Source organism: Aliiroseovarius sp. S1339 (genome assembly GCF_023195695.1).
Taxonomy (GTDB): Bacteria; Pseudomonadota; Alphaproteobacteria; order Rhodobacterales; family Rhodobacteraceae; genus Aliiroseovarius.
The window spans coordinates 86,876-111,602 of the sequence record NZ_JALPQG010000003.1; the positions used below are offsets into that span (position 1 = coordinate 86,876).

At 57.5% G+C, this 24,727-nt stretch carries 30 protein-coding genes; 11 read left to right on the top strand and 19 right to left on the bottom strand.

The features are described from left to right. The first annotated feature begins 5 nt into the window (after positions 1 to 5). Together mutT and MUY35_RS05235 are read left to right on the top strand one after the other, a co-directional pair. On the top strand, positions 6 to 404 hold the full coding sequence (mutT, locus tag MUY35_RS05230; protein WP_248364470.1) for an 8-oxo-dGTP diphosphatase MutT: 399 nt from the start codon (positions 6 to 8) through the stop codon (positions 402 to 404). A gap of 89 nt (positions 405 to 493) precedes the next feature. Next, positions 494 to 634 carry a hypothetical protein gene (locus tag MUY35_RS05235; RefSeq protein WP_248364473.1) on the top strand — a complete coding sequence of 47 codons (141 nt, stop codon included), beginning with the start codon at positions 494 to 496 and terminating at the stop codon, positions 632 to 634. Positions 635 to 721: 87 nt separating this feature from the next. Here MUY35_RS05235 and infB read toward each other — a convergent pair whose 3' ends face one another. From infB to pip, 5 genes are all read right to left on the bottom strand, one after another. Continuing rightward, complete coding sequence (gene infB / locus MUY35_RS05240) at positions 722 to 3,232, bottom strand: translation initiation factor IF-2 (protein ID WP_248364474.1); 2,511 nt, start codon at positions 3,230 to 3,232, stop codon at positions 722 to 724. Then, on the bottom strand, positions 3,229 to 3,867 hold the full coding sequence (locus tag MUY35_RS05245) for an RNA-binding protein (RefSeq protein WP_248364476.1): 639 nt from the start codon (positions 3,865 to 3,867) through the stop codon (positions 3,229 to 3,231). Before MUY35_RS05245 ends, infB begins: the two co-directional genes overlap by 4 nt. A gap of 22 nt (positions 3,868 to 3,889) precedes the next feature. After that, positions 3,890 to 5,515, bottom strand: a complete 1,626-nt coding sequence (gene nusA / locus MUY35_RS05250; RefSeq protein ID WP_248364478.1) for a transcription termination factor NusA — start codon at positions 5,513 to 5,515, stop codon at positions 3,890 to 3,892. 4 nt (positions 5,516 to 5,519) lie between these two features. Further along, entirely contained in the window at positions 5,520 to 6,104 is a 585-nt protein-coding gene (gene rimP, locus MUY35_RS05255) for a ribosome maturation factor RimP (RefSeq protein WP_248364479.1), read from the bottom strand. 132 nt (positions 6,105 to 6,236) lie between these two features. Next, complete coding sequence (gene pip, locus MUY35_RS05260) at positions 6,237 to 7,226, bottom strand: prolyl aminopeptidase (protein ID WP_248364481.1); 990 nt, start codon at positions 7,224 to 7,226, stop codon at positions 6,237 to 6,239. Between the two features lie 56 nt (positions 7,227 to 7,282). On the opposite strand from pip, the gene ubiG reads away from it, so the two are divergent. Then, the gene (gene ubiG, locus MUY35_RS05265) at positions 7,283 to 8,035 is read left to right on the top strand and encodes a bifunctional 2-polyprenyl-6-hydroxyphenol methylase/3-demethylubiquinol 3-O-methyltransferase UbiG (protein WP_248364483.1); all 753 of its coding nucleotides are present in this window, start codon (positions 7,283 to 7,285) and stop codon (positions 8,033 to 8,035) included. Between the two features lie 11 nt (positions 8,036 to 8,046). On the opposite strand, the gene MUY35_RS05270 is transcribed toward ubiG, so the two are convergent. Genes MUY35_RS05270 through MUY35_RS05290 form a run of 5 tightly spaced genes read right to left on the bottom strand, consistent with a single transcriptional unit; the run spans position 8,047 to position 11,119 of the window. Continuing rightward, complete coding sequence (locus MUY35_RS05270) at positions 8,047 to 8,832, bottom strand: GNAT family N-acetyltransferase (RefSeq protein ID WP_248364484.1); 786 nt, start codon at positions 8,830 to 8,832, stop codon at positions 8,047 to 8,049. Next, on the bottom strand, positions 8,829 to 9,275 hold the full coding sequence (locus tag MUY35_RS05275) for a MarR family transcriptional regulator (protein ID WP_248364486.1): 447 nt from the start codon (positions 9,273 to 9,275) through the stop codon (positions 8,829 to 8,831). The genes MUY35_RS05270 and MUY35_RS05275 overlap by 4 nt, the downstream gene beginning before the upstream one ends. After that, the gene (locus MUY35_RS05280; RefSeq protein WP_248364488.1) at positions 9,275 to 10,093 is read right to left on the bottom strand and encodes a carbon-nitrogen hydrolase family protein; all 819 of its coding nucleotides are present in this window, start codon (positions 10,091 to 10,093) and stop codon (positions 9,275 to 9,277) included. Before MUY35_RS05280 ends, MUY35_RS05275 begins: the two co-directional genes overlap by 1 nt. Positions 10,094 to 10,096: 3 nt before the next feature. Then, positions 10,097 to 10,354, bottom strand: a complete 258-nt coding sequence (gene grxC, locus MUY35_RS05285) for a glutaredoxin 3 (RefSeq protein WP_248364490.1) — start codon at positions 10,352 to 10,354, stop codon at positions 10,097 to 10,099. Between the two features lie 48 nt (positions 10,355 to 10,402). Continuing rightward, complete coding sequence (locus tag MUY35_RS05290) at positions 10,403 to 11,119, bottom strand: ComF family protein (RefSeq protein ID WP_248364492.1); 717 nt, start codon at positions 11,117 to 11,119, stop codon at positions 10,403 to 10,405. A gap of 30 nt (positions 11,120 to 11,149) precedes the next feature. Between MUY35_RS05290 and MUY35_RS05295 the strand changes: the two genes are divergently transcribed. Continuing rightward, positions 11,150 to 11,983, top strand: coding sequence for an SAM-dependent methyltransferase (locus tag MUY35_RS05295; RefSeq protein ID WP_248364494.1), 834 nt, complete (start codon positions 11,150 to 11,152; stop codon positions 11,981 to 11,983). Positions 11,984 to 12,034: 51 nt separating this feature from the next. Continuing rightward, positions 12,035 to 13,069, top strand: a complete 1,035-nt coding sequence (gene hemH / locus MUY35_RS05300) for a ferrochelatase (RefSeq protein ID WP_248364495.1) — start codon at positions 12,035 to 12,037, stop codon at positions 13,067 to 13,069. 3 nt (positions 13,070 to 13,072) lie between these two features. Here hemH and MUY35_RS05305 read toward each other — a convergent pair whose 3' ends face one another. Continuing rightward, positions 13,073 to 13,993, bottom strand: a complete 921-nt coding sequence (locus tag MUY35_RS05305; RefSeq protein ID WP_248364497.1) for a hypothetical protein — start codon at positions 13,991 to 13,993, stop codon at positions 13,073 to 13,075. A 97-nt stretch (positions 13,994 to 14,090) separates the two neighbouring features. Here MUY35_RS05305 and hslV point away from each other — a divergent pair, with 97 nt between their 5' ends. The 3 genes from hslV to MUY35_RS05320 are packed head-to-tail and all read left to right on the top strand — an operon-like array spanning position 14,091 to position 17,103. Then, entirely contained in the window at positions 14,091 to 14,648 is a 558-nt protein-coding gene (hslV, locus tag MUY35_RS05310; RefSeq protein ID WP_248364499.1) for an ATP-dependent protease subunit HslV, read from the top strand. Then, on the top strand, positions 14,645 to 15,952 hold the full coding sequence (gene hslU, locus MUY35_RS05315) for an ATP-dependent protease ATPase subunit HslU (protein WP_248364502.1): 1,308 nt from the start codon (positions 14,645 to 14,647) through the stop codon (positions 15,950 to 15,952). Before hslV ends, hslU begins: the two co-directional genes overlap by 4 nt. A gap of 56 nt (positions 15,953 to 16,008) precedes the next feature. Further along, on the top strand, positions 16,009 to 17,103 hold the full coding sequence (locus MUY35_RS05320) for an alpha/beta fold hydrolase (RefSeq protein WP_248364505.1): 1,095 nt from the start codon (positions 16,009 to 16,011) through the stop codon (positions 17,101 to 17,103). A gap of 3 nt (positions 17,104 to 17,106) precedes the next feature. Here the strand turns inward: MUY35_RS05320 and MUY35_RS05325 are convergent, their stop codons facing one another. Genes MUY35_RS05325 through MUY35_RS05335 form a run of 3 tightly spaced genes read right to left on the bottom strand, consistent with a single transcriptional unit; the run spans position 17,107 to position 19,390 of the window. Further along, positions 17,107 to 17,700, bottom strand: coding sequence for a Smr/MutS family protein (locus MUY35_RS05325; protein WP_248364506.1), 594 nt, complete (start codon positions 17,698 to 17,700; stop codon positions 17,107 to 17,109). A gap of 2 nt (positions 17,701 to 17,702) precedes the next feature. Next, positions 17,703 to 18,731 (bottom strand): MltA domain-containing protein, encoded by a 1,029-nt coding sequence (locus tag MUY35_RS05330; protein ID WP_248364507.1) that lies wholly within the window; start codon positions 18,729 to 18,731, stop codon positions 17,703 to 17,705. Continuing rightward, positions 18,731 to 19,390: a Tim44/TimA family putative adaptor protein gene (locus tag MUY35_RS05335; RefSeq protein ID WP_248364508.1), complete on the bottom strand. Its 660-nt coding sequence runs from the start codon at positions 19,388 to 19,390 to the stop codon at positions 18,731 to 18,733. Before MUY35_RS05335 ends, MUY35_RS05330 begins: the two co-directional genes overlap by 1 nt. Before the next feature lie 105 nt (positions 19,391 to 19,495). Here MUY35_RS05335 and MUY35_RS05340 point away from each other — a divergent pair, with 105 nt between their 5' ends. Beyond that, positions 19,496 to 19,996 carry an FxsA family protein gene (locus MUY35_RS05340; RefSeq protein WP_248364509.1) on the top strand — a complete coding sequence of 167 codons (501 nt, stop codon included), beginning with the start codon at positions 19,496 to 19,498 and terminating at the stop codon, positions 19,994 to 19,996. Here MUY35_RS05340 and idi read toward each other — a convergent pair. After that, entirely contained in the window at positions 19,976 to 20,497 is a 522-nt protein-coding gene (gene idi, locus MUY35_RS05345; protein WP_248364510.1) for an isopentenyl-diphosphate delta-isomerase, read from the bottom strand. The genes MUY35_RS05340 and idi overlap by 21 nt on opposite strands. A 104-nt stretch (positions 20,498 to 20,601) precedes the next feature. Between idi and secB the strand changes: the two genes are divergently transcribed. After that, positions 20,602 to 21,093, top strand: a complete 492-nt coding sequence (gene secB, locus MUY35_RS05350) for a protein-export chaperone SecB (RefSeq protein ID WP_248364511.1) — start codon at positions 20,602 to 20,604, stop codon at positions 21,091 to 21,093. 15 nt (positions 21,094 to 21,108) lie between these two features. On the opposite strand, the gene dnaQ is transcribed toward secB, so the two are convergent. From dnaQ to MUY35_RS05370, 4 genes are read right to left on the bottom strand one after another with little or no spacing between them, the layout of a single operon-like run. Then, entirely contained in the window at positions 21,109 to 21,840 is a 732-nt protein-coding gene (dnaQ, locus tag MUY35_RS05355) for a DNA polymerase III subunit epsilon (RefSeq protein WP_248364513.1), read from the bottom strand. Next, the gene (coaE, locus tag MUY35_RS05360) at positions 21,833 to 22,432 is read right to left on the bottom strand and encodes a dephospho-CoA kinase (RefSeq protein WP_248364515.1); all 600 of its coding nucleotides are present in this window, start codon (positions 22,430 to 22,432) and stop codon (positions 21,833 to 21,835) included. The genes dnaQ and coaE overlap by 8 nt, the downstream gene beginning before the upstream one ends. After that, entirely contained in the window at positions 22,429 to 23,265 is an 837-nt protein-coding gene (locus MUY35_RS05365) for a shikimate dehydrogenase (RefSeq protein ID WP_248364517.1), read from the bottom strand. Before MUY35_RS05365 ends, coaE begins: the two co-directional genes overlap by 4 nt. Further along, positions 23,262 to 23,861, bottom strand: a complete 600-nt coding sequence (locus MUY35_RS05370; RefSeq protein WP_248364519.1) for a Maf family nucleotide pyrophosphatase — start codon at positions 23,859 to 23,861, stop codon at positions 23,262 to 23,264. The genes MUY35_RS05365 and MUY35_RS05370 overlap by 4 nt, the downstream gene beginning before the upstream one ends. A 397-nt stretch (positions 23,862 to 24,258) precedes the next feature. On the opposite strand from MUY35_RS05370, the gene MUY35_RS05375 reads away from it, so the two are divergent. After that, complete coding sequence (locus tag MUY35_RS05375) at positions 24,259 to 24,708, top strand: CopD family protein (protein WP_248364521.1); 450 nt, start codon at positions 24,259 to 24,261, stop codon at positions 24,706 to 24,708. The last annotated feature ends 19 nt before the right edge of the window (positions 24,709 to 24,727 follow it).

Here is a 24,727-nt window from a genome sequence, read left to right on the forward strand (position 1 = left end):
GCGGTATGAAAGTTGTTCTTGTCTCGGCCGTGGCGCTGATTGACCGCGATGGGCGCGTTCTTTTGGCCCAGCGTCCCGAGGGAAAATCGATGGCTGGCCTGTGGGAATTCCCTGGCGGCAAGGTCGAACCCGGCGAAACGCCTGAACACGCATTGATCCGAGAGCTTAAGGAAGAGCTTGATATCGACACATGGGCGTCGTGCCTCGCGCCGCTGACCTTCGCCAGCCATAGCTATGATGACTTTCACCTATTGATGCCCGTCTTTGCTTGCCGCAAATGGGAAGGACAGCCAAAACCGCAAGAAGGTCAATCGCTTAGCTGGGCGCGGGTCGATCAGTTGCGGGACTATCCCATGCCACCCGCCGACCTGCCGCTGATCCCCATTCTGCGCGACTGGCTGTAAACCGCGCACCCGTTCACAAACATGTGATATCGAACAGCGTTCCTGCTAAGGTTCCGCTGAATCAATGCCGATGAATTGGGGGAATTCAGATGTTGCGGACGATTGTGCTTGGAAGTTGTGTAATGGTGCAGGGTCAGTATGTACGCGATCTTTCCGATGGACGTATCGTCGTTCGGGTCGAAGACCGCCTGTTCTCGGGGCACCCGGTTAAGCAGCGCAAGGCAGCTTAACCAATAATCAGTTTCGTTTGCCAGTTGGCGAATAAAAAAGGGGACGGTCAAACCGTCCCCTTTTCTGATTTGTTGTGCCGTGAAGGGTTACTCCAACGTGCGTTCAACTTCTTCACGTTCGAAGATCTCAATCACGTCCTGCGGGCGGATGTCGTCGTAATTCTCAAACGCCATACCGCATTCCTGACCCGACTGAACCTCTTTCACTTCGTCCTTGAAGCGTTTCAGCGTTTTCAGCGTGCCTTCGTGGATCACCACGTTGTCGCGCAGCAGGCGCACACCGGCTGATCGACGCGCCACACCTTCGGTGACCAGACAGCCAGCAACTTTGCCAACGCCCGACACCTTGAAGACTTCGCGAATTTCGGCATAACCAATGAAGTTTTCGCGCACTTCGGCGGACAGAAGGCCCGACGCCGCCGCTTTTACATCATCCACAAGATCATAAATGATCGAGTAATACCGGATCTCGACGCCTTTTTGGTTGGCCGAGGCGCGGGCCGATGCGTTTGCACGAACGTTGAAGCCGATCACTGGCGCACCCGACGCTTCGGCCAGGCCGATGTCGGATTCCGTGACCGCGCCAACACCATAGTGCAGAACGCGCACGCGGACTTCGTCGTTGCCGATCTTTTCCATCGCCTGAACGATGGCTTCGGCAGAACCCTGCACGTCGGCTTTGACCAGAATGGGCAGCTCGGCGACGTCTTCGTCGGCCTTCGCCTTCGCCATCATCTGTTCCAGCGTGGTTGCGGCACCCGCTGCAGCGCGCTTGTCCTTCGCCGCCTGGTGGCGGTATTCGGCAATCTCGCGCGCCTGAGCATCGGTATCCACGACGTTCAGAACGTCGCCGGCTTCGGGCGTGCCGTTCAGGCCAAGCACCTCGACCGGAACCGAGGGGCCAGCTTCTTCGACACGCTCGCCCTGGTCGTTGACCAGCGCACGAACCTTACCATACTGCTCGCCCACGACGAAGATATCGCCCTGTTTCAGCGTGCCGTTCTGGACCAGAACCGTCGCAACCGGGCCGCGACCCACATCAAGCTGCGCTTCGATCACAGCGCCGGATGCGGCGCGTGTCGGGTTGGCTTTCAGCTCTAGGATCTCGGCTTGCAGTGCGATTGCTTCCAGAAGCTCGTCGATGCCTTGCCCAGTGACCGCCGATACCTCGACGTCCTGAACGTCACCCGACATCTTCTCAACAATCACTTCGTGTTGCAGAAGCTCTGCGCGCACCTGATCGGGGTTCGCAGACGGCTTGTCGCATTTGTTGATTGCCACAATCATTGGCACTTCGGCAGCCTTGGCGTGGTTGATGGCTTCGATGGTCTGCGGCATGACAGCATCATCGGCTGCCACAACCAGAACCACGATATCCGTGACCTGCGCGCCACGGGCCCGCATCGAGGTAAACGCGGCATGGCCGGGTGTATCAAGGAAGGACAGCACCGCACCATTATCGGTCGTTACCTGATAGGCGCCGATGTGCTGGGTGATGCCACCTGCTTCGCCAGCCGTAACTTTTGCATTCCGGATTGCATCCAGAAGCGAGGTTTTGCCGTGGTCAACGTGACCCATGATGGTGATGACAGGCGGACGGTCGACAAGATCTTCGTCCTTGTCTTCAACCTGGTCGATCACATCTTCAACGTCAGCGTCAGAAACGCGCACGACTTTGTGGCCGAACTCTTCGATGATCAGCTCGGCAGTGTCTGCGTCAATCGACTGGTTTTGCGTGACCATCATGTCCATGTTCATCAGCGCCTTCACGACGTCTGCGACACGCTCTGCCATACGGACGGCAAGCTCGGATACTACGATGGCTTCCGGCAGTTGCACGTCGCGAATGATCTTTTCGCGATCAACATTCTCGCCCATCGCTTTTTGACGCGCACGTTCTTGCTTACGACGCATCGACGCAACCGAGCGGTGGCGATCACCGCCGCCACGAAGCGCTTGGTTCAGGGTCAGCTTGCCCGACCGACGGCCATCATCACGCCCAGCACCCTTGGTGTTGCGGTTTTGACGGTCAGCCGTTGGGCCGCCACGGTCATCTTTCTTGCGCGGGCCCGAAGGTGCCTTGCCGGGACCGCGTTGCTCGGCGGCCTGCGCGGCTGCGGGGTCAGCGGTCGGGGTTGCGGCAGGCTGCTTGGCGCGGGTCTTGGCCTCTTCGGCCTCGCGTTTCTTGCGTTCGTCCTCGTCCGCCTTGGCTTTCAGCGCTTCTTCACGCTCACGTTCTTCGCGTTCTTTGGTTTCCGCTTCCTCGCGACGGCGGTTGCGCTCTTCTTCGCGCGCCTTTTCGTCGGCAGCGCGCGTCGCGGCTTCTTCCGTCTCGCGGGCCTTAGCAGCCTGCAGGGCCTTCATGCGGCGATCCAGCTCTGCGTCCGAGATGCCAGCGGGGCGTTTTTTGGGATCGCCAGCCGCAGGAGAGGTCGCACCAGCACCAGAAGTCGCACCCGGCTTGGGCACGACAATACGCTTGCGTTTCGTTTCGACCACGACGTTCTTCGTCCGCCCGTGGCTGAAGCTTTGCTTCACCTGACCGGGGCGAGCTCCGCCACGCAGTCCCAGGGTCTTTTTACCGTCATTATCGCTCATCTGGTCTTCGTACCTTTCCGGTGACCCTTGCCACCGTCGTTGTCTTGCTCGCGCAGCGCCTGTAGTTTCTTGGCTTCCTCTACAACACGGGATGCCAAACCACCAGACGCAAGCGCGCCATGTATCACATTTTCACGGCCAAAGGCCATACCCAGCTCATCCGCCGTCAGGCAGGTAAAGAACCGATCTTCACCGGGCGGCGGGCGAAGCTTCGACTTGCCCCGCTCGGACCCGTCTGAGGCCTGGATCAAGACGGCTGCCTGTTCCTTAACAAGCCAGTCTTTCACCTTCTCAAACCCGGCGACCGCACCCCCCGCTTTACGCGCGAGGCTGATCAGATGGACCACACGTGACGCCAGCGCTTTTTCAAGCATCGCCAGCAAATCACCGGGCACAGTCACCTGCTGTTTGGCCGCCCGCGAAAAAAGCCCCTTGGTGGCGGCTTTCGTCAGCGCGGCGCGGTCGGCCGATACCCAAATTCCGCGCCCCGGCAGTTTGCCCAACAGATCGGGCACCACACTTCCATCCGGCCCCACGACAAATCGGATCATCCCGGCTTTGGGCTGGGTTTCTCCGGTCGCGATACAGCGCCGTTCCGGCTCTTCCGGCCGAGACTTTTGGCCACCGCGCGTCATGCGCCGTTCCCGAGACCTGCGATCAGGCCTCGGCCTCCTCGGCGACGCCCTCGTCTTCACCTTCGACTTCGGTTTCTTCCGTCTCTAAGTCAGCCGGATCGACCCATCCCAGCATGATGCGGGCGGTCATGACCATGTCTTGAGCCTGTTCCAGCGTTATGCCGAATTTTTCAAGCGAGCCGTCGTCTTTTGACCGCTCACCGTCCACGGTCGTCCAGCCGCCGGCCAGTTCCCAGTCCGCGCAAGTGGCGAAATCTTCCAAGGATTTCACACCATCTTCGGCCAACGCCTCGACCATTTGCGGGGTCAGACCTTCGAACGCGATCAGGCTGTCTTCGACGCCCAGCGCGCGGGCATTTTCCAGCGCTTTGGCGTTCTGCGCTTCGATATAGTCGCGCGCACGGGCCTGAAGCTCTTCCGCGGTCGCATCGTCGACGCCGTCGATCACCAGAAGCTCGTCCACCTCGACATAGGCGACTTCTTCCAGATTCGAGAAGCCCTCGGCCACCAGAAGCTGAGCAAAGAATTCGTCCAGATCCAGTGTTTCCATGAACAGCGCCGTGCGGGTTGCAAATTCGGCCTGACGACGTTCGCTTTCTTCGGCTTCAGTCATGATGTCAATGTCGAGGTTGGTCAGCTGCGACGCAAGACGCACGTTCTGGCCGCGACGGCCAATGGCCAGTGACAACTGCTCATCCGGCACGACAACTTCGATCTTACCAGCTTCTTCGTCCAAAACCACCTTTGTCACCTCAGCGGGTTGGAGCGCGTTCACAAGGAAGGTCGGCTGGTCTTCGTTCCACGGGATGATGTCGATCTTTTCGCCCTGAAGCTCGTTCACAACGGCTTGCACGCGCGAACCACGCATACCAACACAGGCACCGACAGGGTCAATCGAGTTGTCATACGAGATCACAGCGATCTTCGCGCGCGACCCGGGGTCACGGGCGACAGCTTTGATTTCAATGATGCCGTCATAGATTTCTGGCACCTCCATTTTGAACAGCTCGGCCATGAACTCAGGCGCGGTACGGCTCAGGAAAATCTGCGGGCCACGGGCTTCGCGGCGCACATCCTTGATATAGCAACGGATACGGTCGTTCGGCCGATAGCTTTCTCGACCGATCTTTTCGTTGCGGCGCAGGATGGCTTCGCCAGTGCCCACGTCAACGATGACGTTGCCATATTCTTCGCGCTTGACCTGACCGTTGATGATTGTGCCGGCGCGGTCTTTGAATTCTTCGAACTGACGATCACGTTCGGCTTCGCGGACCTTCTGCAAGATCACCTGCTTGGCAGACTGCGCGGCAATCCGACCCATTTCAACCGGCGGCACCTCTTCTACAAACGTGTCACCGATTTTGGGATCGTCCATATACTGCTTGGCCTGATCAACTGTGAATTCGGCTTGATAGTTCTCAAGCTCTTCATCTTCAACCACGGTGCGGACGCGGGTGAACGTGGCGCGACCAGTCTTGCGGTCAATCGCGACGCGGATATCCATTTCGGCGCCGTAACGCGACTTGGCAGCCCGCGCGAGGCTTTCTTCCATCGCTTCGATCACCAGCGCCGGGTCGATCATTTTTTCACGCGCGACGGCCTCGGCGGTCTGAAGCAGCTCCAGCTGGTTTGCAGAAGTAATTGCCATGGATTCAGTCCTCCTCAGAACCGGTGATATCTTGAATTTCATCAAACTGGGCTTCGTCGATCTGCCCGGCATCTTTACGTTGGCGCAAGACCTCACGAATAAGGTCGTCGGTCAGAACCAGTTTGGCTTCTGACAACCAATCGAAATCAAGGCCAATGGTGACTGTTTCACCCTTATTCTCAATCTCGATCAGAATTTCGTTGCCTTCGACGCCTGCTAAAACGCCCTTGAAGCGCTTGCGGCCGTCGATCAGCTCGGATGTTTCGATCTTGGCGACATAGCCGTTCCAAATGTCGAAATCTTTCAGGCGGGTCAGGGGGCGGTCAATACCGGGCGACCCGACTTCCAGCGTATAATTGTCGTCGATCGGATCTTCGACATCCAGTATCGCACTGACAGCGGTCGAGATATCGGCGCATTCGTCGACTTCAATACCACCTTCGGGGCGCTCGGCCATGATCTGCAAGGTCGGCGTGTTGCCACCCATCAGGCGCAAACGCACAAGCTCAAAGCCCATCCCTTCGATCACGGGATCGACGATATCGGCCAGCCGACGGTCAATTGCTGCTTTGGCAACTAGGTTGCTCACACGCATCTCCAAAACAAAAAAACGGGCCAGCGGGCCCGTCGAAATTTCCGGTGGGCTTCGGGGGTGGAGGCCGAAGCGCCGCTGTTAAAAAGGGATATAGGTCAGTTATTGCCGGGATGCAAGCTGAGTCTCTTACACACCTAACGTATCGCGCTGGCGCGCCAGTTTTTCCATCGTATGGACCAGCTCATCCGCGATGCCGCGTTCGGACAGCGCGTGACCCGCCATATGGATCATTCGCAGATCAGAGGTCGGCCAACGTTGGTGCAATTGCCATGCGGTTGTCGGCGGGCAGATCATATCGTGGCGACCCTGCACGATCGTGCCGGGAATATGCGCAATCCTTGGCATATCGCGCAGAATCTTGCCGTCCTCGCCCAGAAAAGCGCCGTTGGTGAAATAGTGGTTTTCAAGCCGCGCAAACGCGCGTGCGTAATCTGCTGGGCTGTCGATCATCGTGCCGGTGTTCTGGATCGAGGCGAGGGCGTTTTCCCATCCCGTCCATGCCTTGGCGTACCGCGCCTCATCCCGCTGGTTGCCGCAAAACAGTCGGCGGTTATAGGCCGCGATCATGTCGTGACGTTCATCTTCGGGAATCAGTTCTTCGAAACGCGCCCAAAGCTCGGGCCAGAATCGCCCAGCGCCGCCTCCATAAAACCAATTCAATTCGGCCTGCGTGGCAAGAAACACCCCGCGCAACACCAGCCACGCAACGCGTGTCGGGTGGGATTGGGCATAGACCAGCGCAAGCGTGGCCCCCCAACTGCCACCGAAAACGACCCAACGGTCGACGCCAAGCGTCAGGCGGATATGTTCGATATCGCGCACCAGGTGCCACGTTGTGTTCGCTCCGATACTGGCATGAGGGCGCGACCGGCCACAGCCGCGTTGATCAAACAGGATGATCCGATAATCTTCGGGGTCGAAGAACCTGCGCATTGCCGGGGACGACCCGCCGCCCGGCCCGCCATGCAGAACAACCACTGGAATGCCATGCGGATTGCCACTTTGTTCGACATACAACTTGTGGCCGTCGCCCACGTCCAGCATACGCCGATCATATGGGTCGATCGGGGGATGAAGCCTTGGGGTGGCGTTGTTTTTTCCTGCGGCCTTGTCCATATAACCTCTATATAATGGCGGGGCCGCGCCCGCTATCAGAAAGAAAGCCATCTGCGATGAGTGCTGAAACCCAAACCACCGTTGACCCTGCCGAAATTGCTAAGTTTGAAGCGATGGCCGCCGAATGGTGGGACCCCACTGGCAAGTTCAAACCGCTGCACATGATGAACCCGGTGCGTCTGGATTATATCACAAACCAGATCGCAGCAGAGTTCGGGCGTGATCTTGTGGATGTCGAGCCGTTTGAAGGCCTGCGTTTATTGGACATCGGGTGCGGCGGCGGTCTGTTGTCTGAACCCATGACCCGTTTGGGGGCCGACGTGGTGGGCGCAGATGCGGCGGCGCGCAATATCCCGGTGGCTCAGCTTCATGCCGAACAAATGGGGCTGGATATCGACTATCGCCACACCACCGCCGAAGCGATGGCCGATGCGGGTGAACAATTTGACGTCGTGTTAAACATGGAGGTGGTCGAACATGTCGCCGACCCGCAGGCTTATCTAACCGCGTGTCAAAAGCTTCTGAAGCCCGGCGGGTTAATGATCACCTCTACCCTGAACCGGAACCCGAAAAGCTTCATGATGGCCATTGTCGGTGCCGAGCATGTGATGCGTTGGCTGCCCAAAGGCACGCATGAATGGTCGAAGTTTATCACGCCAGATGAATTGGCCGAACTGATCACCAAAGCTGGCCTGACCGAGGTGGACCGCAAGGGCATGGTGTTCAATCCGCTGGGGTGGAGTTGGTCTATCTCAGACCGGGATCTGTCGGTGAACTATGCTTTGGCCAGCGTAAAGCCGAAAAGCTGACACCCGCAGGATCAGTCGCTTGGTGGCTTGTAGGCGCTGACCGTCGTTTCCGCCAATTCAAAACCCCCGCGACGATAAAGGCGGCCTGCGTCACTATCGGCGTGGGCGACAATCACCGCCACAGCGTCGGGCGCGCGGGACTTTGCCCAATCTAGGCTGGCACACAGCAAGGCAGAACAAATGCCGCGCCGCCGGTAATCCTCGTGCGTTTGCACCGACTGGTAACGAATCAACGTGTCGTCATGAAAGATGCCCATATCGCCCGCCAGCCTGTCGCCCACGAACGCGCCGAACCATTGACCCAAACCCTTGGCAATCTGTGCCTGCCGGGCACGTGTTTTGTTGCGCAGATAATCGTCCATGCCCCGTTCGGGTGCGCCTTCATTGATAAGGTCGGACTTGGCAATTGCTTCGCACTGGGCCCAATCATCCCTTTCAACCAAAGGTCTGATCACCACCCCGTCAGGTACAGCGACCCTGTTCAGTGCACCACTCAGCGCCAGCGTGTCTGATTGCTCGACCCGCAAATCTGCGCCTTCAAACACCTGTTCGACCACACTGCAGGGCAAGTTGGGAATGTCCCAGCCCAAGCAAATATGTTCTGCGTTGGGAAGGTCGGCGTGAAACTGGGCGATCAATTGTTCCGCGTCCGTTGGTGGGTCGAAAAACACAATACGATTTCCAAACCAGAAATTCGGCTCGTCCGGGGTGGTTTGCACGATCCGGTCAGGGAAATTGCGCACGTTGCATTGACCCGCCTGCACCATCAGGTCGGTTGCAAACTCAAGTGCCTTCATTCCATTTCGCTCAACAGCTGCCTCATTTCGCGCAGGACAGGCAGGACATTTCTGACATTTTCGGTGCCAATCTTCGTGACCATGTTGCCAATGATCGGTGTAATGACTTGCAGTGCAGCGTCGCGCGCTGACCGTCCTGAGGGCGAAATAGTCACAAATTTTCGCCGCGCGTCATCCCAGTCTGGGCGGATATGCACATGGCCCGCCCATTCCAGTTTGCTTAACGTATTGGTCATGGCGCCGCGCGTCACATTAAATGCCTTCGCCAATTGTGCCGGGCTTTTTTCTTCGTTCAGCCGCGCCAGATGGTTCAGAACAGAAAAGTGGCTAAGCTCCATCCCTTTTGGCAGCGCTTTAGACAGGCGATTGCGCGCAAGCTGGTCAGCCATGAACATTTCACTGAACAGGGCAACCGAAAGGGTTTCAACCGAGCTTTCTGACATCAGGGACCTTCAAATTCACGATCATGGTCAAGTGACGGCACGCGTCGGCGCGATCTTTCCACGTCGGCAAGGTCAAGATCAACCATTGTGATGCCGGGCGCATCGCCGCCATCGGCCAAAACCTCGCCCCATGGTGACACAATGAGCGAATGCCCATGGGTCGCGCGCTTCGGTCCGTTTTGGCCACATTGCGCTGGGGCAAGAATAAAAACGCCGTTCTCAATTGCGCGAGCACGCAACAGGCTTTCCCAATGCGCGGCACCGGTCACCGGGGAGAAGGCGGCAGGGGCCGTGATAATCGTGGCGCCCGCTTTGGCCAGCTTCCGATAAAGGTGCGGAAAGCGCATGTCATAGCAGATCGTCAAGCCAATCTTGCCAAAGGGCGTATCGGCAACAATTGCCTTATCGCCCGGACGATAGGCGGCGCTTTCGCGATAGCTCTCATTTTCGTCGATCTGCACATCAAACATATGGATCTTGTCATAGCGCGCGGTGATCGTCCCTTCGGGTGTAATCAGGAATGACCGATTGGCGAAGCGCCCGTCCGCGTCGCCAGTCTTGATCGCAAGCGAGCCGATTAGAAGCCATATGCCCAGCGCCTTCGCTTCGGCCTGCATGGCTTTCAGAAAAGGGTCTTCGACTTCGAGGTGCAGCACAACATCCTGATGACGTCGGCTGTTGGACAGAACGTTGCTAACTTCAGGGGTTAAAACAAACTCGGCCCCGGCCCCAGTTGCGTCGCGGATCATGGCGCGCACAGTTTTCAGATTTGCATCCGGGTCATCGCCCGCTGTGAACTGGATCAGCGCAGTTTTCATAGTCTAACCCGCCAGCAATGGATCAAGTTTGCCGTCCCGGTCCAGCGCGTAAAGGTCATCAAACCCGCCGACATGCACCTCGCCAATGAAGATCTGAGGCACCGTATGGCGACCATTTGCGCGGCGCATCATCTCTTGCCGTTTTTCAGGGTTCATCATCACGTCGATTTCGTCAAACCTCGCATCCTTGCCACTCAAAAGGCGTTTGGCGGCGTGGCAATAGCCGCACAGCTGCGTGGTATAGATGGTGACTGGCTGCATGGGATGCTCCGTTTCGTGACAGGCCAGCTTGGCCAGAACGATACGAACCTAAGTGTCGCGCGTCACGCGGGCAAGGGCCAGCACGCTGACGTGATTTGCACCAGCGTCAAAACAGGCGCGGGTCGCGGCATCAAAGCTTGCCCCCGACGTCATCACATCATCCAAAAGCAAGATATCCCGTCCCGAAAGCGCGCCGCCCTTCTTTGGATGAGGCCAGATCGCGCCCTGCATATTGGCATAGCGCGCATCCACATCCATCCCGTCATGCGGTTGCGTGCGCTTGGGTCGCACAAGCGCGTCTGGCGCGTGATCTACATGCAATGTTTTTGCGAGGGCATGGGCAAGCTCGACCGATTGATTGTAACGCCGGCGCAACAGCCGGGACCAATGGATCGGCATCGGAACAATCAGGGTATCGTCGGTCAGCAAAGACGCAGCCGCACGGGCCAGCCAAGGGGCAGCCGCACGGGCAAGTTCGGGCCGGTCACCATGTTTTAGCGCTAAGATCACTCGTCGCGCGTTATCTTTGTAGATCATAGCCGCGCGGCCCTGCGACCAAGGTCGATCCGCCGCAAGGCAAGCATCACAATGCACCGCGTCGCCGTCATCTTCGCCGGGCAGGGGATCACCGCACAGATCGCAGACCAACCCTTCGATAAACGGCGTCTCGCGCCAGCACGCGCCGCAGAGCGCAAAATCCGTGTCGGTCGGTGCATCGCAGCTGATGCATTGCGGGGGATAAAGAAGGCCAAGCACCGATTGCATTTTCCAACCTTCCAACTATGGTCCGCGCCCATGACACAGACCGACCCCAATACGCCGCCCCGATTGACCAATCGCGACCAGCTAGCCCGAAACCGCGCGCGTGCGACGCCTGAAGGCTTGTTTTTGCAAAACCTTGCAGCGGACGAGGTGCAGGATCGCCTGACAGAGGTTAACAGAACGTTTACCAAACCGGCCGTCGTGACGGGTTTTCCAGAAATCTGGGGCGAAACCTTTCCCAACGCGAAAATTGTTGCGGATAATAATACGCTTGATCTTGAGGTCGGCGCGCATGATCTGGTCATCCACGGCCTGTCGCTGCATTGGGCCAACGACCCAGTCGGGCAGCTTATTCAGGCCAAACGCGCGCTGACGCCCGATGGCCTGTTCATGGGTGTGATGTTTGGCGGTCAAACTCTGGCCGAACTGCGCGCCGTCCTGTCCGAGGTCGAGATTGAGACCACCGGTGGCCTGTCGCCCCGCATCCTGCCTATGGGCGAAATCCGCGACCTTGGCGCATTGCTGCAGCGCGCGGGCTTTGCCCTGCCTGTTGCCGACAGCGATCTGCGCGAAGTGACTTATGGCAGCGCCACAGCCCTTATCCGCGACCTTCGATTGATGGGAGAGCGCAATGCGCTGGATCAGAGACATACTGCGCCCCTTTCACGCGCCTTCCTAACCGCCGTCAACAACCGCTATGCACAGCATTTTCCGGCAAGCTCGGACCGTATCACCGCCAGCTTTGATTTGGTGTTTCTGACCGGCTGGGCGCCGGATGAGAGTCAGCCAAAGCCACTTCGGCCCGGATCGGCCGCTGCACGACTGGCCGACGCGCTTGGCACGGACGAGAACAAATTGTCCGATTGACACCAGACCTTTGGCCCGCGATTGATCCAAGGTGCGAAACGGAGCGTAAACATGATTATGAAAAGACCTGCTGATCACCCCACACTGCCCGCCCGTAAGGTCGGCGTTCTGTTCGCCAATCTAGGCACGCCCGACGGTTATGATTACTGGTCCATGCGCCGCTATCTGAACGAGTTTCTGTCCGACAAGCGGGTGATCGACTACCCCGCATGGAAATGGCAGCCGATTCTGCAGGGCATCATCCTGACAAAACGTCCGTTTTCGTCAGGCGAGGCATACAAGTCGATCTGGAACGAGGAACAGGGCGAAAGCCCCTTGATGACCATCACCAAGCAGCAGATCATCAAACTGCGCGCCGGGTTGGAAAAACGGTTTGGCGCTGAAGTTGTGACTGATTATTGCATGCGCTATGGCAACCCATCCACCAAATCTAAGGTGCAGGAAATGGTGGCGGCAGGTTGTGACCGCATTCTGTTTTTTCCGCTTTATCCTCAATACGCGGGCGCGACGATGGGCACCGCAAACGATCAGTTTTTCCGCGCCCTGATGGACGAGGCTTGGCAGCCCGCCAGCCGCACCATCCAGCCCTATTTCGACGATCCCGCCTACATCGACGCGCTGGCCCAATCGGTCGAACGCGGGTATGCGGCGATGGAGACGAAGCCCGATTTGCTCGTCGTATCCTACCACGGAATGCCGGAACGATATCTGAAGCAAGGCGATCCCTATCACTGCCAATGCCAGAAAGGCACGCGCCTGTTGAAAGAGCGGTTGGGATGGAGTGACGACGACATCACCACCACCTTCCAATCGGTCTTTGGGCCAGAAGAATGGCTAAAGCCCTATACGGTGAAAGAGGTCGCGCGGCTGGCTGAAACCGGCAAGAAAAGCATCGCCGTTATCGCGCCAGCCTTCTCGGCTGATTGCATCGAGACGCTTGAGGAAATTCAGGAAGAAATTCAGGAAGCGTTTGTTGAGGCGGGTGGCGAAAGCTTCACCTATATCCCATGCCTGAACGACGATGACGCCCATATTGAAGCCCTTATTGGTGTGGCGGAACGCAATCTGGCTGGTTGGATAAAATAGTCTCTAATCCACCTGCCAACCGCGTTTTCGTAGGGTGTTTAGAATTTGATCCTCGCAATCTTCGGCATCGGCGCGGATCGCGTTCATCATCGTGAACCAATACAGGTAGCGGTCGAAATCCGGCTTCATGTTCTGGACTGTATCGAACGCCTCTTGCGCACCCAACTCGTGCACGTTGGCAGCGATGTGGTGAAAATCAATCCGCCCAAACAGCACCGCAGGCTTTCCGAAGAAATAGCCAAACAGCGCGGCGGAAGAATTCTGCGACACAACAAACCGACAGGTCGCCAGCGCTTGCTCCATCTGCCCGGTTGTGACCGTTAGGTTTGGGTAACGATCGCATAGGGCATCCAACGCGTCACGCTCGGCCTGTGTGTAAACCTCAGCGGGGTGCAATCCGGCAAGCACGGGCACGTTTGGGAAATAGGTCGTGACTTGCTCGACCATCTCGACGGGGCTGGCTGCCTGAAAACTTCGGTGGTGCAAAAGCCGCCCCTGAAGCGGGACATAGATCGGCCCATCCTTCGTCACTTGCGACGCGGCGCCCTTGAACAACCATTTGCGCCACTTATCCGCCCAGTCTTTCGCGACTTCAGCTTCAACCTCGGCTGGATCGAATGTTTTCTGAGCTACCTCGAATTCCCACCGCTTCGCCGATGCCTCGATCCGCCAAAACGGATAGAAATAGCTTCGCCGCATGGTCAGGGCGTTCGCATGTAATGGGTCGTCCATCAAAAATAGGGAATAGCCATTGCGGGCTGCGGATTTCAGCCGCTCCAAGTCACTATTCTTGCGCAATTCCACCCGGAAGCCCTGTTTCTCCAAAGCGTGCGCGATTTTGTTCACAAAGTTGAACTTACCCTGACGGGCGTGCCGCAACGGCTCTTGGTCAAGATAGACGCGAAGGATTTTGGCAACCGACATGCGGCCACGCTAGCCCCCGATCCGCACAAGAACAAGCCGAGGTGCTTGTCTGACCCGACGCCCGCGTCCATATAAGGTGAAATTGAACGGAGGCGACATGGCAGAGACAGAATTTTCCGGCTGGCACGGCACGACAATCATCGGCGTGCGCAAGGGTGACAAAGTGGTGGTTGCGGGCGACGGGCAGGTCAGCCTTGGTCAAACCGTGATCAAGGGCACCGCGCGTAAAGTGCGCAAACTGTCACCCGGTGGATTTGACGTGGTCGCAGGCTTTGCAGGGTCAACAGCAGACGCCTTCACGTTGCTGGAGCGGTTGGAAAAGAAGCTTGAGGCGATGCCGGGACAGTTGGCCCGTGCCTCAGTCGAGCTGGCGAAAGACTGGCGTACCGACAAGTATCTACAAAAGCTGGAAGCAATGCTGATCGTCACCGATGGCAAAGAGCTGCTGGTCATCACTGGCGCGGGCGATGTGCTGGAGCCTGAACATAACGTCGCCGCCATCGGGTCGGGCGGCAATTTCGCACTGGCTGCCGCGCGCGGATTGATCGACAGCGATCTTGACGCCGAAGGGGTTGCGCGCAAGGCGATGGCAATTGCCGCCGAGATCTGCGTTTACACCAATGGCAACCTGACTGTTGAGGAAATCAGCCAATGACCGACCTGACCCCCCGCGAAATCGTCAGCGAGTTGGATCGCTATATCATCGGCCAAAAAGACGCCAAACGCGCCGTCGCCGTGGCCTTGCGCAACCGCTGGCGTCGCAAACAATTGGCTGATGACCTGCGCGACGAGGTTTATCCAAAGAACATCTTGATGATCGGCCCCACCGGCGTCGGCAAAACCGAGATCAGCCGCCGGCTGGCAAAGCTCGCCCGCGCACCATTCATCAAGATTGAAGCCACCAAGTTCACCGAGGTTGGCTATGTGGGGCGTGACGTAGAGCAGATCGTGCGTGATCTTGTTGACTCGGCGATCATGCAAACCCGCGAGCACATGCGCGAAGACGTGAAAACGCGCGCCGAAGCTGCCGCCGAAGAACGTGTGATCGAAGCCATTGCCGGAACCGATGCCCGCGACGCCACCCGCGAGATGTTTCGCAAGAAACTGCGGTCGGGCGAACTGGATGATCACGAGGTTGAAATTGACATCGCAGACAATTCGAACCCGATGCAAATGTTTGACGTGCCGGGTCAGCCGGGGCAGGGCGCGGGTATGATGAACCTTGGCGATATGTTCGGCAAAGCGTTCGGGCAACGCACCGTGAAACGCAAGATCAGCGTGCGCGACAGTTATGACCTGCTGATCTCGGACGAAGCGGACAAACTGCTGGACGACGAAACCGTGACCCGCGCCGCAATGGAGGCGGTTGAGCAGAACGGCATCGTTTTTCTGGATGAAATTGACAAGGTCTGCGCGCGCGCCGATGCCCGTGGTGCCGATGTTAGCCGCGAAGGGGTGCAGCGCGATCTGCTGCCTCTGATCGAAGGCACGACTGTTTCGACTAAGCACGGGCCGGTCAAGACTGACCACATTCTGTTCATCGCGTCTGGCGCGTTTCACGTGGCCAAGCCGTCTGACCTGCTGCCCGAACTTCAGGGTCGCCTTCCCATTCGGGTCGAGTTGCGCGCGCTGACGGAGGAGGATTTTGTGCGCATCCTGACCGAAACCGACAACGCGCTGACCCGCCAATACACCGCATTGATGGGCACCGAAGAGGTCGAGGTCGAGTTTACCGAAAACGGCATCGCCGCATTGGCTGCTATCGCCGCTGAGGTGAATCAGAGCGTTGAAAATATCGGAGCGCGGCGCCTTTACACGGTGCTTGAGCGGGTGTTCGAAGAACTCAGCTTCACAGCCCCTGATCGCGGCGGCGAAAAGATTGTGGTGAACAAGGCATTTGTTGACCAGAACCTTGGCGAACTGATGACGTCAACAGATGTAAGCCGCTATATGCTTTGATGACTAGGCACGCGGCGCGTCCTCGGGTATCCAATAGGCGACCGAAGGAGCCCCGCGTGCGTATCATTCATCATCTGGCACTTGTTCTGTTGCTTGTGTCCTGCGCGCCGCGCGGCGAACTTAACCTGTATGCCGGCGCTGGTAAGACCGGCGATCTGCAGCGAATCTTTGTTGGCACCACGCGCGAGATTGATGAAAGTGGCTTTCCCAGCGGCAATCGCAGCCGCGATCTGATCTATGGACGCTTTGATGTTTCTGTGCCTCCGGATCGAGAACCCGGCAGCATCGCTTGGCCGCGACGCCAAACAATTGACCCGTCCAAGCACTTTCTTCTTGATAACTATTCGCCCATCGCGACCCAGAAGGATTTCCGGGTGGCGTTGAGCCGCGAGCTCCGGTCGCGCCGATCAGAAGAACGCACGGCCATTGTGTTCGTCCACGGCTTTAACAACAACTTTTCAGAAGGCCTGTACCGTTTCGCGCAGTTGAGCGAAGATCTGGCGCTACCGTTTATACCGGTTCATTATTCGTGGCCCAGCGCCGGACACCCTTTGGGATATGGGTATGACCGCGACTCGATGCTGATCGCGCGTGACGGGTTAGAGGCAACAATCCGAACGGTCGCGGATGCGGGCGTGGACGAGATTTTGCTTGTCGGTCATTCGATGGGCGCGCTGTTGACCATGGAAACCCTGCGCCAAATGACCATTGCTGATGGCCAACGCAGTTTGCGCAAGATTGGCGGCGTCGTGTTGATTTCGCCTGACATCGACATCGACGTCTTTCGCGCGCAGGCTGATCGTATCGGGAAGCTGCCGCAGCCGTTCTATATCTTCTCATCAACGCGCGACATTGCGCTGCGATTGTCGGCTGGGCTGACCGGCCAGACCGCGCGGTTGGGCAACACCACCGATGTGCAAAAGCTGGCCGAGCTTGATGTGACGATGGTGGATATTTCAGCCTTCAGCGACGGCGATCTTGGTCACAACACCGCGCTTGCGTCGTCATCATTCCTGCGACTTCTTAACAGTGTGCCGGACCTTGGTGCTGCCTATGGCAAAGATCCCTCCTCGCGGGTCGGGCTGCTACCCGGAACGGTTCTGGTGGTTCAGAATGCAACACGCCTGATTATCCCAAATCTGGCGCAATAGGCACTATCTTCGCCGCCTCAGGTAAACGTAATACGCGCCTTGGCCGCCATGTTTCAGATGTGCCTCGGTTATTTGCAAAACGTGCGGGCGCAACGGCATGGTGCGCAACCAATGCGGCACCTGATGGCGCAACACCCCATGGCGCACAGGAATTGGCCCGCCATCATCGCGGTGCTTTCCCTTACCTGTGATAACCAACACCAGTCGGCGGTCCATCGCAACCGCATCCAGAATGAAGCGGGTCAGAACAGGGTGCGCTTGCGCGATTGTCATACCGTGCAGGTCAAGCCGTCCTTCCGGTGACAAGCGGCCCTTTTTCATCTTGCCAAATGTCTTGCGATCCATCGACAAAGGTTGGCTGGCAACGCTGTCGGACAGGTTGGGGGTAATGTTGTGCGATCGCGCGTCTGCTTTGGCACTTTCGCCAACGCGGAACGTCGGCGATTTCACCCGCGGTGGCTCTGGCGGCTTGCGGATCAATTCCACCGGGGAAGGTTCGGCACGCGGGCGACCGGGTTGAAGCCGCTCGGTGCTGTCCGCAACCTTTTTCCACAGCACCTTATCCTCGGTGCTTAAATGTCTTGGGCGACGCACCATGCCTATTCCTCGGGCAAGATGGCGAAGGCGCGCTGGATCGGCAGCAGCACGACCATACGACCGTCATCGCGAATCTGACCGGCCAGACGCCCGGCGCGTTCGCCCGTGCCCCAGAAAATATCAGCACGTTGCGCCCCCTTGACCCGCGACCCGGTATCTTGCGCCACCATCAGCCGATTGAACGGCTCGTCGCCTTTCTTTTCCAGCCAAACCGGCGCGCCCAGCGGTGTGTATTTCGGATCAATCGCCACAGATCGATGCGCGGTGATCGAGCGATTCATCGCGCCCAGCGGTCCTTTTTGAGGCGCTACCTTCCCGATCCGGCGAAAGAACACGTAAGACGGGTTGGTCATCAAAAGCTCGTGCCCCGCTTCCGGGTTGCGCTTCACCCAGTTCTGGATCACCTGTTGCGAAACCTGATGCGGCTCATAAACACCCTGCCGAACCAACTCGTTGCCCAGCGACAAAAAACTGTGACCGTTTGACCCGCCATAGCCAAGCCGGATGGTGCCACCTTCGGCAAGTCGGATCCGACCCGATCCCTGAATTTGCAGGAACTGAAGCTCGACCGGGTCTTCGACCCACGCGATTTCAAGCCCCCGCCCACGCAACACACCTGCTTCTTCGATATCGCGGCGTGGCAGCCAGGCTTCGCCCGCGTTCAGCTCTGGCGGCTTGCGATAGACAGGATACCGATAGCGAATGGATTCGGTGCGCGAGCCGCGGATTTCAGGCTCGTAATATGCCGTAAAAAGTGGGTCATTTCCGTCGCGGATCAGGACCGGTCGGAAGAACAGCTCAAAGAAGGTTTTTCCGTCTTCCTGCTGCGCGGCCAATGCACAGATGGGCCGCCATTGCGGTTCATCCAGATCGCGACAGGTGTCCAGAAAGACGGTCAGAGCCTCTTGGTGGTCATCGTGATCCCAGCCATCCAGATCGTCAAATGACAGAATCGCAATGTCAGCGTCTTCAAGCCCCGCCAGAGCAGGGGTGCCCAAAAGGGCCAGCGCAAATGCCAGCCCCCGAAACATCATCCACCTGTGGCGACAAGAAGCCAGTTGGGGTTGTCTGATCCCATAATGCGCGCGAAGGTCCAGACGTCTTTCTGGCGCTTCACCTCGTTCGGATTGCCTTCGATGATGTCGCCACCCTTGTCGCGCACGACCGAGGTTAGCTCGCCAATGAACCGCACCGTCACTTCACCTTCGCGGGTAGAAGGGTCAAATTCGGCGTCCACCAGCTTCAGCTCGCGCAGGCCAACGAATTTCGCGTCGACCGACAGGCCTTTTTTCTCGCGCGCTTCAACCACCGATGCGAATGTCTCGTAAACATCGTCGGCCAGGAAAGGCTTGATCTGCGCCATGTCACCAGCTTCGAACCCCATCAGGATCATCTCATAAGCACCGCGTGCGCCGCCCAGAAACTCGCTGACATTAAAAGACGGCTCGGCACCCTTCATTGCGGCCAGCGCTTGCGCGGCTGAACTGCCTTCTGGAACGTGGTCGGTAATATCGCTGTCGGGGCCGCCTTCGATGACCTCGAACTGGTCGCGCGACAGGCGGCGGTCGTCTTTCTTGGCCACCACGGGCTTCTCAAACCCTTCACGCGTGCCAAGCACATCGCGCAGCCGCAAAATCAAAAACAGGGCAATTCCGGCAAGAACCAGAAGCTGGATCAGGGGTGAGCTCATTTATACCTCTTTTCAAGCGCCATATGGTAACGCGCTAACCGGAGACATATGTAGGTGCTGTGCGGGGCCAAGTCCACCGCCCGAAACGAAAAGGAGACATGCCCCATGTGGCTTTTTGCGCTGTTCATCGCGGTTCCGCTGATTGAGATCGCCCTGTTCATACAGGTTGGGGGCGCAATTGGCTTGTGGCCAACGCTTGGCATCGTGATTTTGACTGCAATTGTAGGCACCCAATTGATGCGCGCGCAAGGTGCCTTGGCGATGTCACAACTGCGTGAAAGCTTTGGTCAATTAAACGATCCGACCGAACCTTTGGCGCATGGTGCGATGATCCTGTTTTCTGGTGCACTGTTGCTTACGCCCGGTTTCTTCACCGATTTCGTTGGATTCGCGCTGTTGATCCCCGCCGTGCGCCGTGCGGTTTACAAATGGGTCAGGTCACGCATTCAGGTTCAAAGTTTCTCGATGGGATCGCAAGATCCGCGCGGCCCCCATCCGCATCATCCGCAGGACGATGTAATCGACGGCGACTTTGAGGACGTGACCCCAAACAAAAAACCAACCCATCCCGGCGTCGAAGGCCCGTCAGGCTGGACCAAACACTGAGCTTGCGTGCTTTGACATGTAGATTTTTAGCCATGGGGTAAAAATGTCGGGTGTGTTTGCGATCTTTTGTTCCAACGCACCACGTGTCAGCCACTCAACCGCCTGAACTTCGGTCGGGTTCAGGGTGATTTGCGGCAAAGTGTCTGCGTGAATCACGAAAAGATCGACGACCTCGTGTTCAATCAGCCCGCCGCCAACGTCTGCGCGATATTCCAGCGTCTCGACCCATTTAAGGTTCAGACCGCTTATCCCCAACTCCTCATCCAGCCGCCGGATGGCGCAATCCTTCAGTGCCTCATCCCAATGGGGATGTGTGCAGCAGGTGTTCGCCCATTTATTCGGGGTGTGGTATTTGCCGGGCGCACGCTGTTGGATCAGCACTTTGCCCGCGTGAAACAAAAACACCGACACAGCTTTATGCTTCAAGCCCTTCACGTGGGCCGATAGCTTTTCAACCGGGGTCAGGGTGCCGTCAATCCAGGCGGGGATCATATCTTCCATAGCGATGAGATAGCGCCAATTGTCAGTTCGCGAAACCCCTTGGTTGAGGGCACCGGATCAAGGTGCTAAGCACATGCCAACAGTTTTTCCCGAAGGAGAATATTATGGCCGACGAAGCCAAAGCACCAACCGCCCCCGTCCAACCCAAGATGCAGGTTCTGGGCCAATTCATCCGCGATATGTCGTTTGAAAATATCCTGGCGCAAAAGGGTGTGCAGGGCGAAGTTCAGCCCGACATCAACGTCGAGGTCGCACTGGACGCCAAGAAGCGCCCGGTGGACAACCAGTTCGAAGTGATCTCGAAATACACGATTGGGTCGAAGAACAAGACCGGCGGCGAACAGCTGTTCCTGATGGAACTGGAATATGCCGGCATCTTTCAGGTCGAAAACGTGCCCGAAGATCAAATGCACCCGTTCCTGATGATCGAATGCCCGCGCATGTTGTTCCCCTTCGTGCGCCGCATTGTGGCCGACGTGACCCGCGACGGTGGTTTTCCGGCGCTGAACTTGGATACGGTCGACTTTTTGGCACTGTATCGTCACGAAATCGAACGCCGCGTGGCGGCCGAACAAGGTGACGCGCCCGTTAACTGATCAAAGCCGAACGGCTTACCGCAGGGTTTTCCAAAGCGCGCCGTCGCCCAGCTTTTCAACGAAAGCGTCATGGGCGGCGGCTTCTTTTTCGCTAACCGGCGAGGGCAGCGGCGTCGGGCGCGGTTGCGGACGCCACGCTCCGCCATTTCCATCTGTTGACGATGATCCGCGATCCGGCGCTAAGACCAGATCCGGTTGTCGACCTCCGATAAGCTCCAGATACACTTCGGCCAGAATTTCGCTGTCCAGCAGCGCGCCGTGCAGGGTTCGTGACGAATTGTCGATGCTGAACCGGCGGCACAGCGCATCCAAGGAAGCCGGTGCACCGGGAAATTTCTTGCGCGCGATGGCCAAAGTGTCGGTCGCCTGTTCCCATGGGATCGCGGGCAGCCCCGTCCATTTCAGCTCGGCATTCAGGAATTTCATGTCGAAGCTGGCATTATGAATTACCAGCTTGGCGTCGCCAATGAAATCAAGGAAGGCTTGCCCCACCGCTTTGAAAACGGGCTTATCGCGTAGCGTGACTTCACCCGCTGCCGCCGCACGAGGGGTCAAAAGCAGGTCGGGGCCAATGCCGTGCACGCCAAACGCCTCGTCCGGCATCCCGCGTTCGGGGTTGATATACTGGTGATAGGTCTTGCCCGTCGGCATGTGGTTATAAAGCTCAAGACAGCCGATTTCGACAATCCGGTCGCCGCTTTCGGGGTCAAATCCGGTCGTTTCGGTATCCAGCACAATCTCACGCATGGGACAAACGCTCCTTCACATCGGCGACAACCTGTTTCACGGCGGCCTGCGCGGCATCTAACGTATCCGTGGGGATGACCACATCCGCACGCGCACATTTTTCAGAATCCGGCATCTGTTTGGCAAGGATAACGTCAAACTGATCCTCGGTCATCGTGCCACGCGCCAAGACCCGTTCACGCTGTAATTGGGCAGAAGTAGAGACGACTGCGACCAGATCAACCTGTTCATGCGTCCCGGTTTCAAACAACAGCGGAATGTCCAAAAGGACGATTGGGGCCGCGGTTTCTTGCAGAAATCGCGCGCGGTCCTGCGCGACAAGCGGATGGACGACCGCCTCGATCTGTTTCAGGGCGCTTTCGTCCTGCGCAATCCAGTCTTTCAGCACCGTCCGATCAACGCCTCCGTCAACAATCGCGTCTGGACAGATCGCCCGCATTGGTTCGACCGCCGCGCCGACGGGGGCATAAATGCGGTGAACAGCAGCGTCGGCGTCCCAGATCGGCACGCCTTCTTGCGCGAACATCTTCGCGGTTGTGGATTTTCCCATGCCAATCGACCCGGTCAGGCCGATGATAAACGGGTCGCTCATAGGCCAAGCACCGCGTTGCGCAAGGCATCGTCGACCACGGGACGAAACCCGAACCAGCGTTCAAACCCCGGAACCGCCTGATGCAACAACATTCCAAGCCCGTCGACCGTGATACAGCCTGCCTTTTCGGCCTCGTCCAGAAAATGCGTGCGTAAGGGGTTATAGACAAGGTCGGTCACCACAGCGCCCGGCTTAAACCCATCCAGCGGAACGCGGAAATCGGGTTTGCCGACCATGCCAAGCGACGTCGTGTTGACCGCCGTCGCCGCGTCATCAAGCATGTTGCCGGCTTGCAGCCAGTCAAAAACCTTGATCCGCATTCCAAACTCGGCCCTTAACGCATCGGCGCGCGCACGTGTGCGATTGGACAGGCGTATTTCAGGCACGCCAACTTCGATCAGCGACGCAATCACTGCCCGAGCAGCCCCGCCCGCGCCAAATACTGCGGCAGGTCCAGCATCCGGCACCCAGTCCGGCGCGCTTTGGCGCAAGTTTTCTATAAACCCGTAACCATCTGTATTATCGGCGTAAATCTTGCCGTCAGGTCGGAAAATAAGGGTGTTGGCCGCCCCGATCAGCGCCGCCCGATCAGTCACCGTGTCCGCCATATTCAGCGCCGTTTCTTTATGAGGAATCGTCACATTCACCCCCACAAACCCTGCCTTGGGCAGCGTGCGAACAACGTGTTCCAGATCTTCGTTGCTAACATGCATCGGGATATAATGCCCGATGATGCCATTTGTTCGCAGCCAATGGCCATGCAGCCGGGGTGACAGTGAATGCTCAATAGGGTCGCCGATCACACCAGCCAAAGGAATACGTCGTTCACTCATATATCTAGATCTCCTCGCAAGATCAGGTATGACAGCAGCTCGGTCAGGGGCAAACCCAAAACGTTGAAATAATCGCCGTCAATTTTCGCAAACAATCGGACGCCTTCTTCTTCAAGCTTATAGGCCCCGACCGCATGGCGAATACTGTTCCAGTTACGAACGACGTAACTTTCAACATAGCCGGGCGACAGATCGCGCATACGAAGGCGCACAAACCCGACATGCCGCCACAAGGGTTTGCCGTCTTCATAAAGAACGGCAGCGGACAAAAGACGATGGGTTTTGCCAGACATCGCGGTCAGTTGCGCGATCCCCTCGTCTTTGTCGCGCGGCTTTGACAACACCGCGCCGCCCAGCTCGGCGACCTGATCGCATCCCAAAACCAAGTGGCCCGGGTTTTTCTCGCTGATCTTACGGGCTTTGAACTCGGCCAACGCATCGGCAAGGTCGCGCGGGCTGGCACCTTCGGCTTCCAGCGACGCGCGGATCGTATCTTCATCAATCCGGGCCGGTTGGGTGTCGATTTCAACGGCTGCATTTCGCAAAAGCTGGGCGCGAATTTCGGAGGCAGAGGCGAGGATCAAGGAAGCGGTCATGTGATAGCCCTGTGGAAAAGCTCTGTTTGTTCCGGTGTTCCAAAAAGTGGAGAACACGTCTTTTGCGGTGCGATGGGAAAACTCACGTCGTTCCTAAGATAGTTTTCGGATTTCTTCCACTGTGGAAAGTGAGTTTTGCTGCTTGAGGGTTTTCATCAATTGAGCAAATTTTATCCCTTTGCTTATCCCCATCCGAACAGGTCATTTTTCGCTTTCTTACATAAGGTTACGATATTCTACATGTACCGGGGTTCCAATATATCCACCTGTTGATAACGCGATGGACAAGTCATTAATCCCCATTATGCACAGCCCCTACATAAACATCATCTTTCTTTCTTCTTCTTTATTATTTTAAGAAGGGCCGAACCCCGTGGCGTAAAAAGGAGTGCTTAGAATGGGCGAGTTTCTGGCCGATATTTATCCATGGACGAAATCCCTGCACGTTGTGTCGGTCATCGCATGGATGGCTGGCATCTTCTATCTGCCACGCCTGTTTGTCTATCACGTCGAGGTGGTCGGATCAGGTAATGAAACGGATGATCTTTTTCAGACCATGGAACGTCGCCTTCTAAAGGCGATCATGAACCCCGCCATGATCAGCACGTGGCTGTTTGGGTTGTTGCTGGTGATGACACCCGGCATCGTTGATTGGTCGATGGTTTGGCCCTGGACGAAAGCGCTGTCGGTCATTCTTCTGACGTGGTTTCACATGTGGTTGGGCGCGCGGCGAAAGGAATTTGTTGCTGGGTCCAACACCCTGACAGGTCGTCGGTATCGGATCATGAACGAATTTCCGACGATCTTGATGTTGATCATCGTCTTCTCGGTCATCGTAAAATTCTGAGAGCGTTGACTCGAACCGC

Bases quoted from the DNA above. Each gene is read 5' to 3' on its own strand.
- MUY35_RS05305 (WP_248364497.1), bottom strand. From the start codon at position 13,993: ATGTCGGTTGCCAAAATCCTTCGCGTCTATCTTGACCAAGAGCCGTTG.
- nusA (WP_248364478.1), bottom strand. From the start codon at position 5,515: ATGGCAATTACTTCTGCAAACCAGCTGGAGCTGCTTCAGACCGCCGAG.
- hslU (WP_248364502.1), top strand. From the start codon at position 14,645: ATGACCGACCTGACCCCCCGCGAAATCGTCAGCGAGTTGGATCGCTAT.
- MUY35_RS05340 (WP_248364509.1), top strand. From the start codon at position 19,496: ATGTGGCTTTTTGCGCTGTTCATCGCGGTTCCGCTGATTGAGATCGCC.
- secB (WP_248364511.1), top strand. From the start codon at position 20,602: ATGGCCGACGAAGCCAAAGCACCAACCGCCCCCGTCCAACCCAAGATG.
- MUY35_RS05330 (WP_248364507.1), bottom strand. From the start codon at position 18,731: ATGTTTCGGGGGCTGGCATTTGCGCTGGCCCTTTTGGGCACCCCTGCT.
- MUY35_RS05235 (WP_248364473.1), top strand. From the start codon at position 494: ATGTTGCGGACGATTGTGCTTGGAAGTTGTGTAATGGTGCAGGGTCAG.
- hslV (WP_248364499.1), top strand. From the start codon at position 14,091: ATGGCAGAGACAGAATTTTCCGGCTGGCACGGCACGACAATCATCGGC.
- infB (WP_248364474.1), bottom strand. From the start codon at position 3,232: ATGAGCGATAATGACGGTAAAAAGACCCTGGGACTGCGTGGCGGAGCT.
- hemH (WP_248364495.1), top strand. From the start codon at position 12,035: ATGATTATGAAAAGACCTGCTGATCACCCCACACTGCCCGCCCGTAAG.
- MUY35_RS05335 (WP_248364508.1), bottom strand. From the start codon at position 19,390: ATGAGCTCACCCCTGATCCAGCTTCTGGTTCTTGCCGGAATTGCCCTG.
- MUY35_RS05325 (WP_248364506.1), bottom strand. From the start codon at position 17,700: ATGGTGCGTCGCCCAAGACATTTAAGCACCGAGGATAAGGTGCTGTGG.
- MUY35_RS05375 (WP_248364521.1), top strand. From the start codon at position 24,259: ATGGGCGAGTTTCTGGCCGATATTTATCCATGGACGAAATCCCTGCAC.
- MUY35_RS05290 (WP_248364492.1), bottom strand. From the start codon at position 11,119: ATGCAATCGGTGCTTGGCCTTCTTTATCCCCCGCAATGCATCAGCTGC.
- MUY35_RS05245 (WP_248364476.1), bottom strand. From the start codon at position 3,867: ATGACGCGCGGTGGCCAAAAGTCTCGGCCGGAAGAGCCGGAACGGCGC.
- grxC (WP_248364490.1), bottom strand. From the start codon at position 10,354: ATGCAGCCAGTCACCATCTATACCACGCAGCTGTGCGGCTATTGCCAC.
- MUY35_RS05270 (WP_248364484.1), bottom strand. From the start codon at position 8,832: ATGAAGGCACTTGAGTTTGCAACCGACCTGATGGTGCAGGCGGGTCAA.
- mutT (WP_248364470.1), top strand. From the start codon at position 6: ATGAAAGTTGTTCTTGTCTCGGCCGTGGCGCTGATTGACCGCGATGGG.
- MUY35_RS05295 (WP_248364494.1), top strand. From the start codon at position 11,150: ATGACACAGACCGACCCCAATACGCCGCCCCGATTGACCAATCGCGAC.
- MUY35_RS05370 (WP_248364519.1), bottom strand. From the start codon at position 23,861: ATGACCGCTTCCTTGATCCTCGCCTCTGCCTCCGAAATTCGCGCCCAG.
- coaE (WP_248364515.1), bottom strand. From the start codon at position 22,432: ATGAGCGACCCGTTTATCATCGGCCTGACCGGGTCGATTGGCATGGGA.
- MUY35_RS05280 (WP_248364488.1), bottom strand. From the start codon at position 10,093: ATGAAAACTGCGCTGATCCAGTTCACAGCGGGCGATGACCCGGATGCA.
- dnaQ (WP_248364513.1), bottom strand. From the start codon at position 21,840: ATGCGTGAGATTGTGCTGGATACCGAAACGACCGGATTTGACCCCGAA.
- MUY35_RS05275 (WP_248364486.1), bottom strand. From the start codon at position 9,275: ATGTCAGAAAGCTCGGTTGAAACCCTTTCGGTTGCCCTGTTCAGTGAA.
- MUY35_RS05365 (WP_248364517.1), bottom strand. From the start codon at position 23,265: ATGAGTGAACGACGTATTCCTTTGGCTGGTGTGATCGGCGACCCTATT.
- pip (WP_248364481.1), bottom strand. From the start codon at position 7,226: ATGGACAAGGCCGCAGGAAAAAACAACGCCACCCCAAGGCTTCATCCC.
- ubiG (WP_248364483.1), top strand. From the start codon at position 7,283: ATGAGTGCTGAAACCCAAACCACCGTTGACCCTGCCGAAATTGCTAAG.
- idi (WP_248364510.1), bottom strand. From the start codon at position 20,497: ATGGAAGATATGATCCCCGCCTGGATTGACGGCACCCTGACCCCGGTT.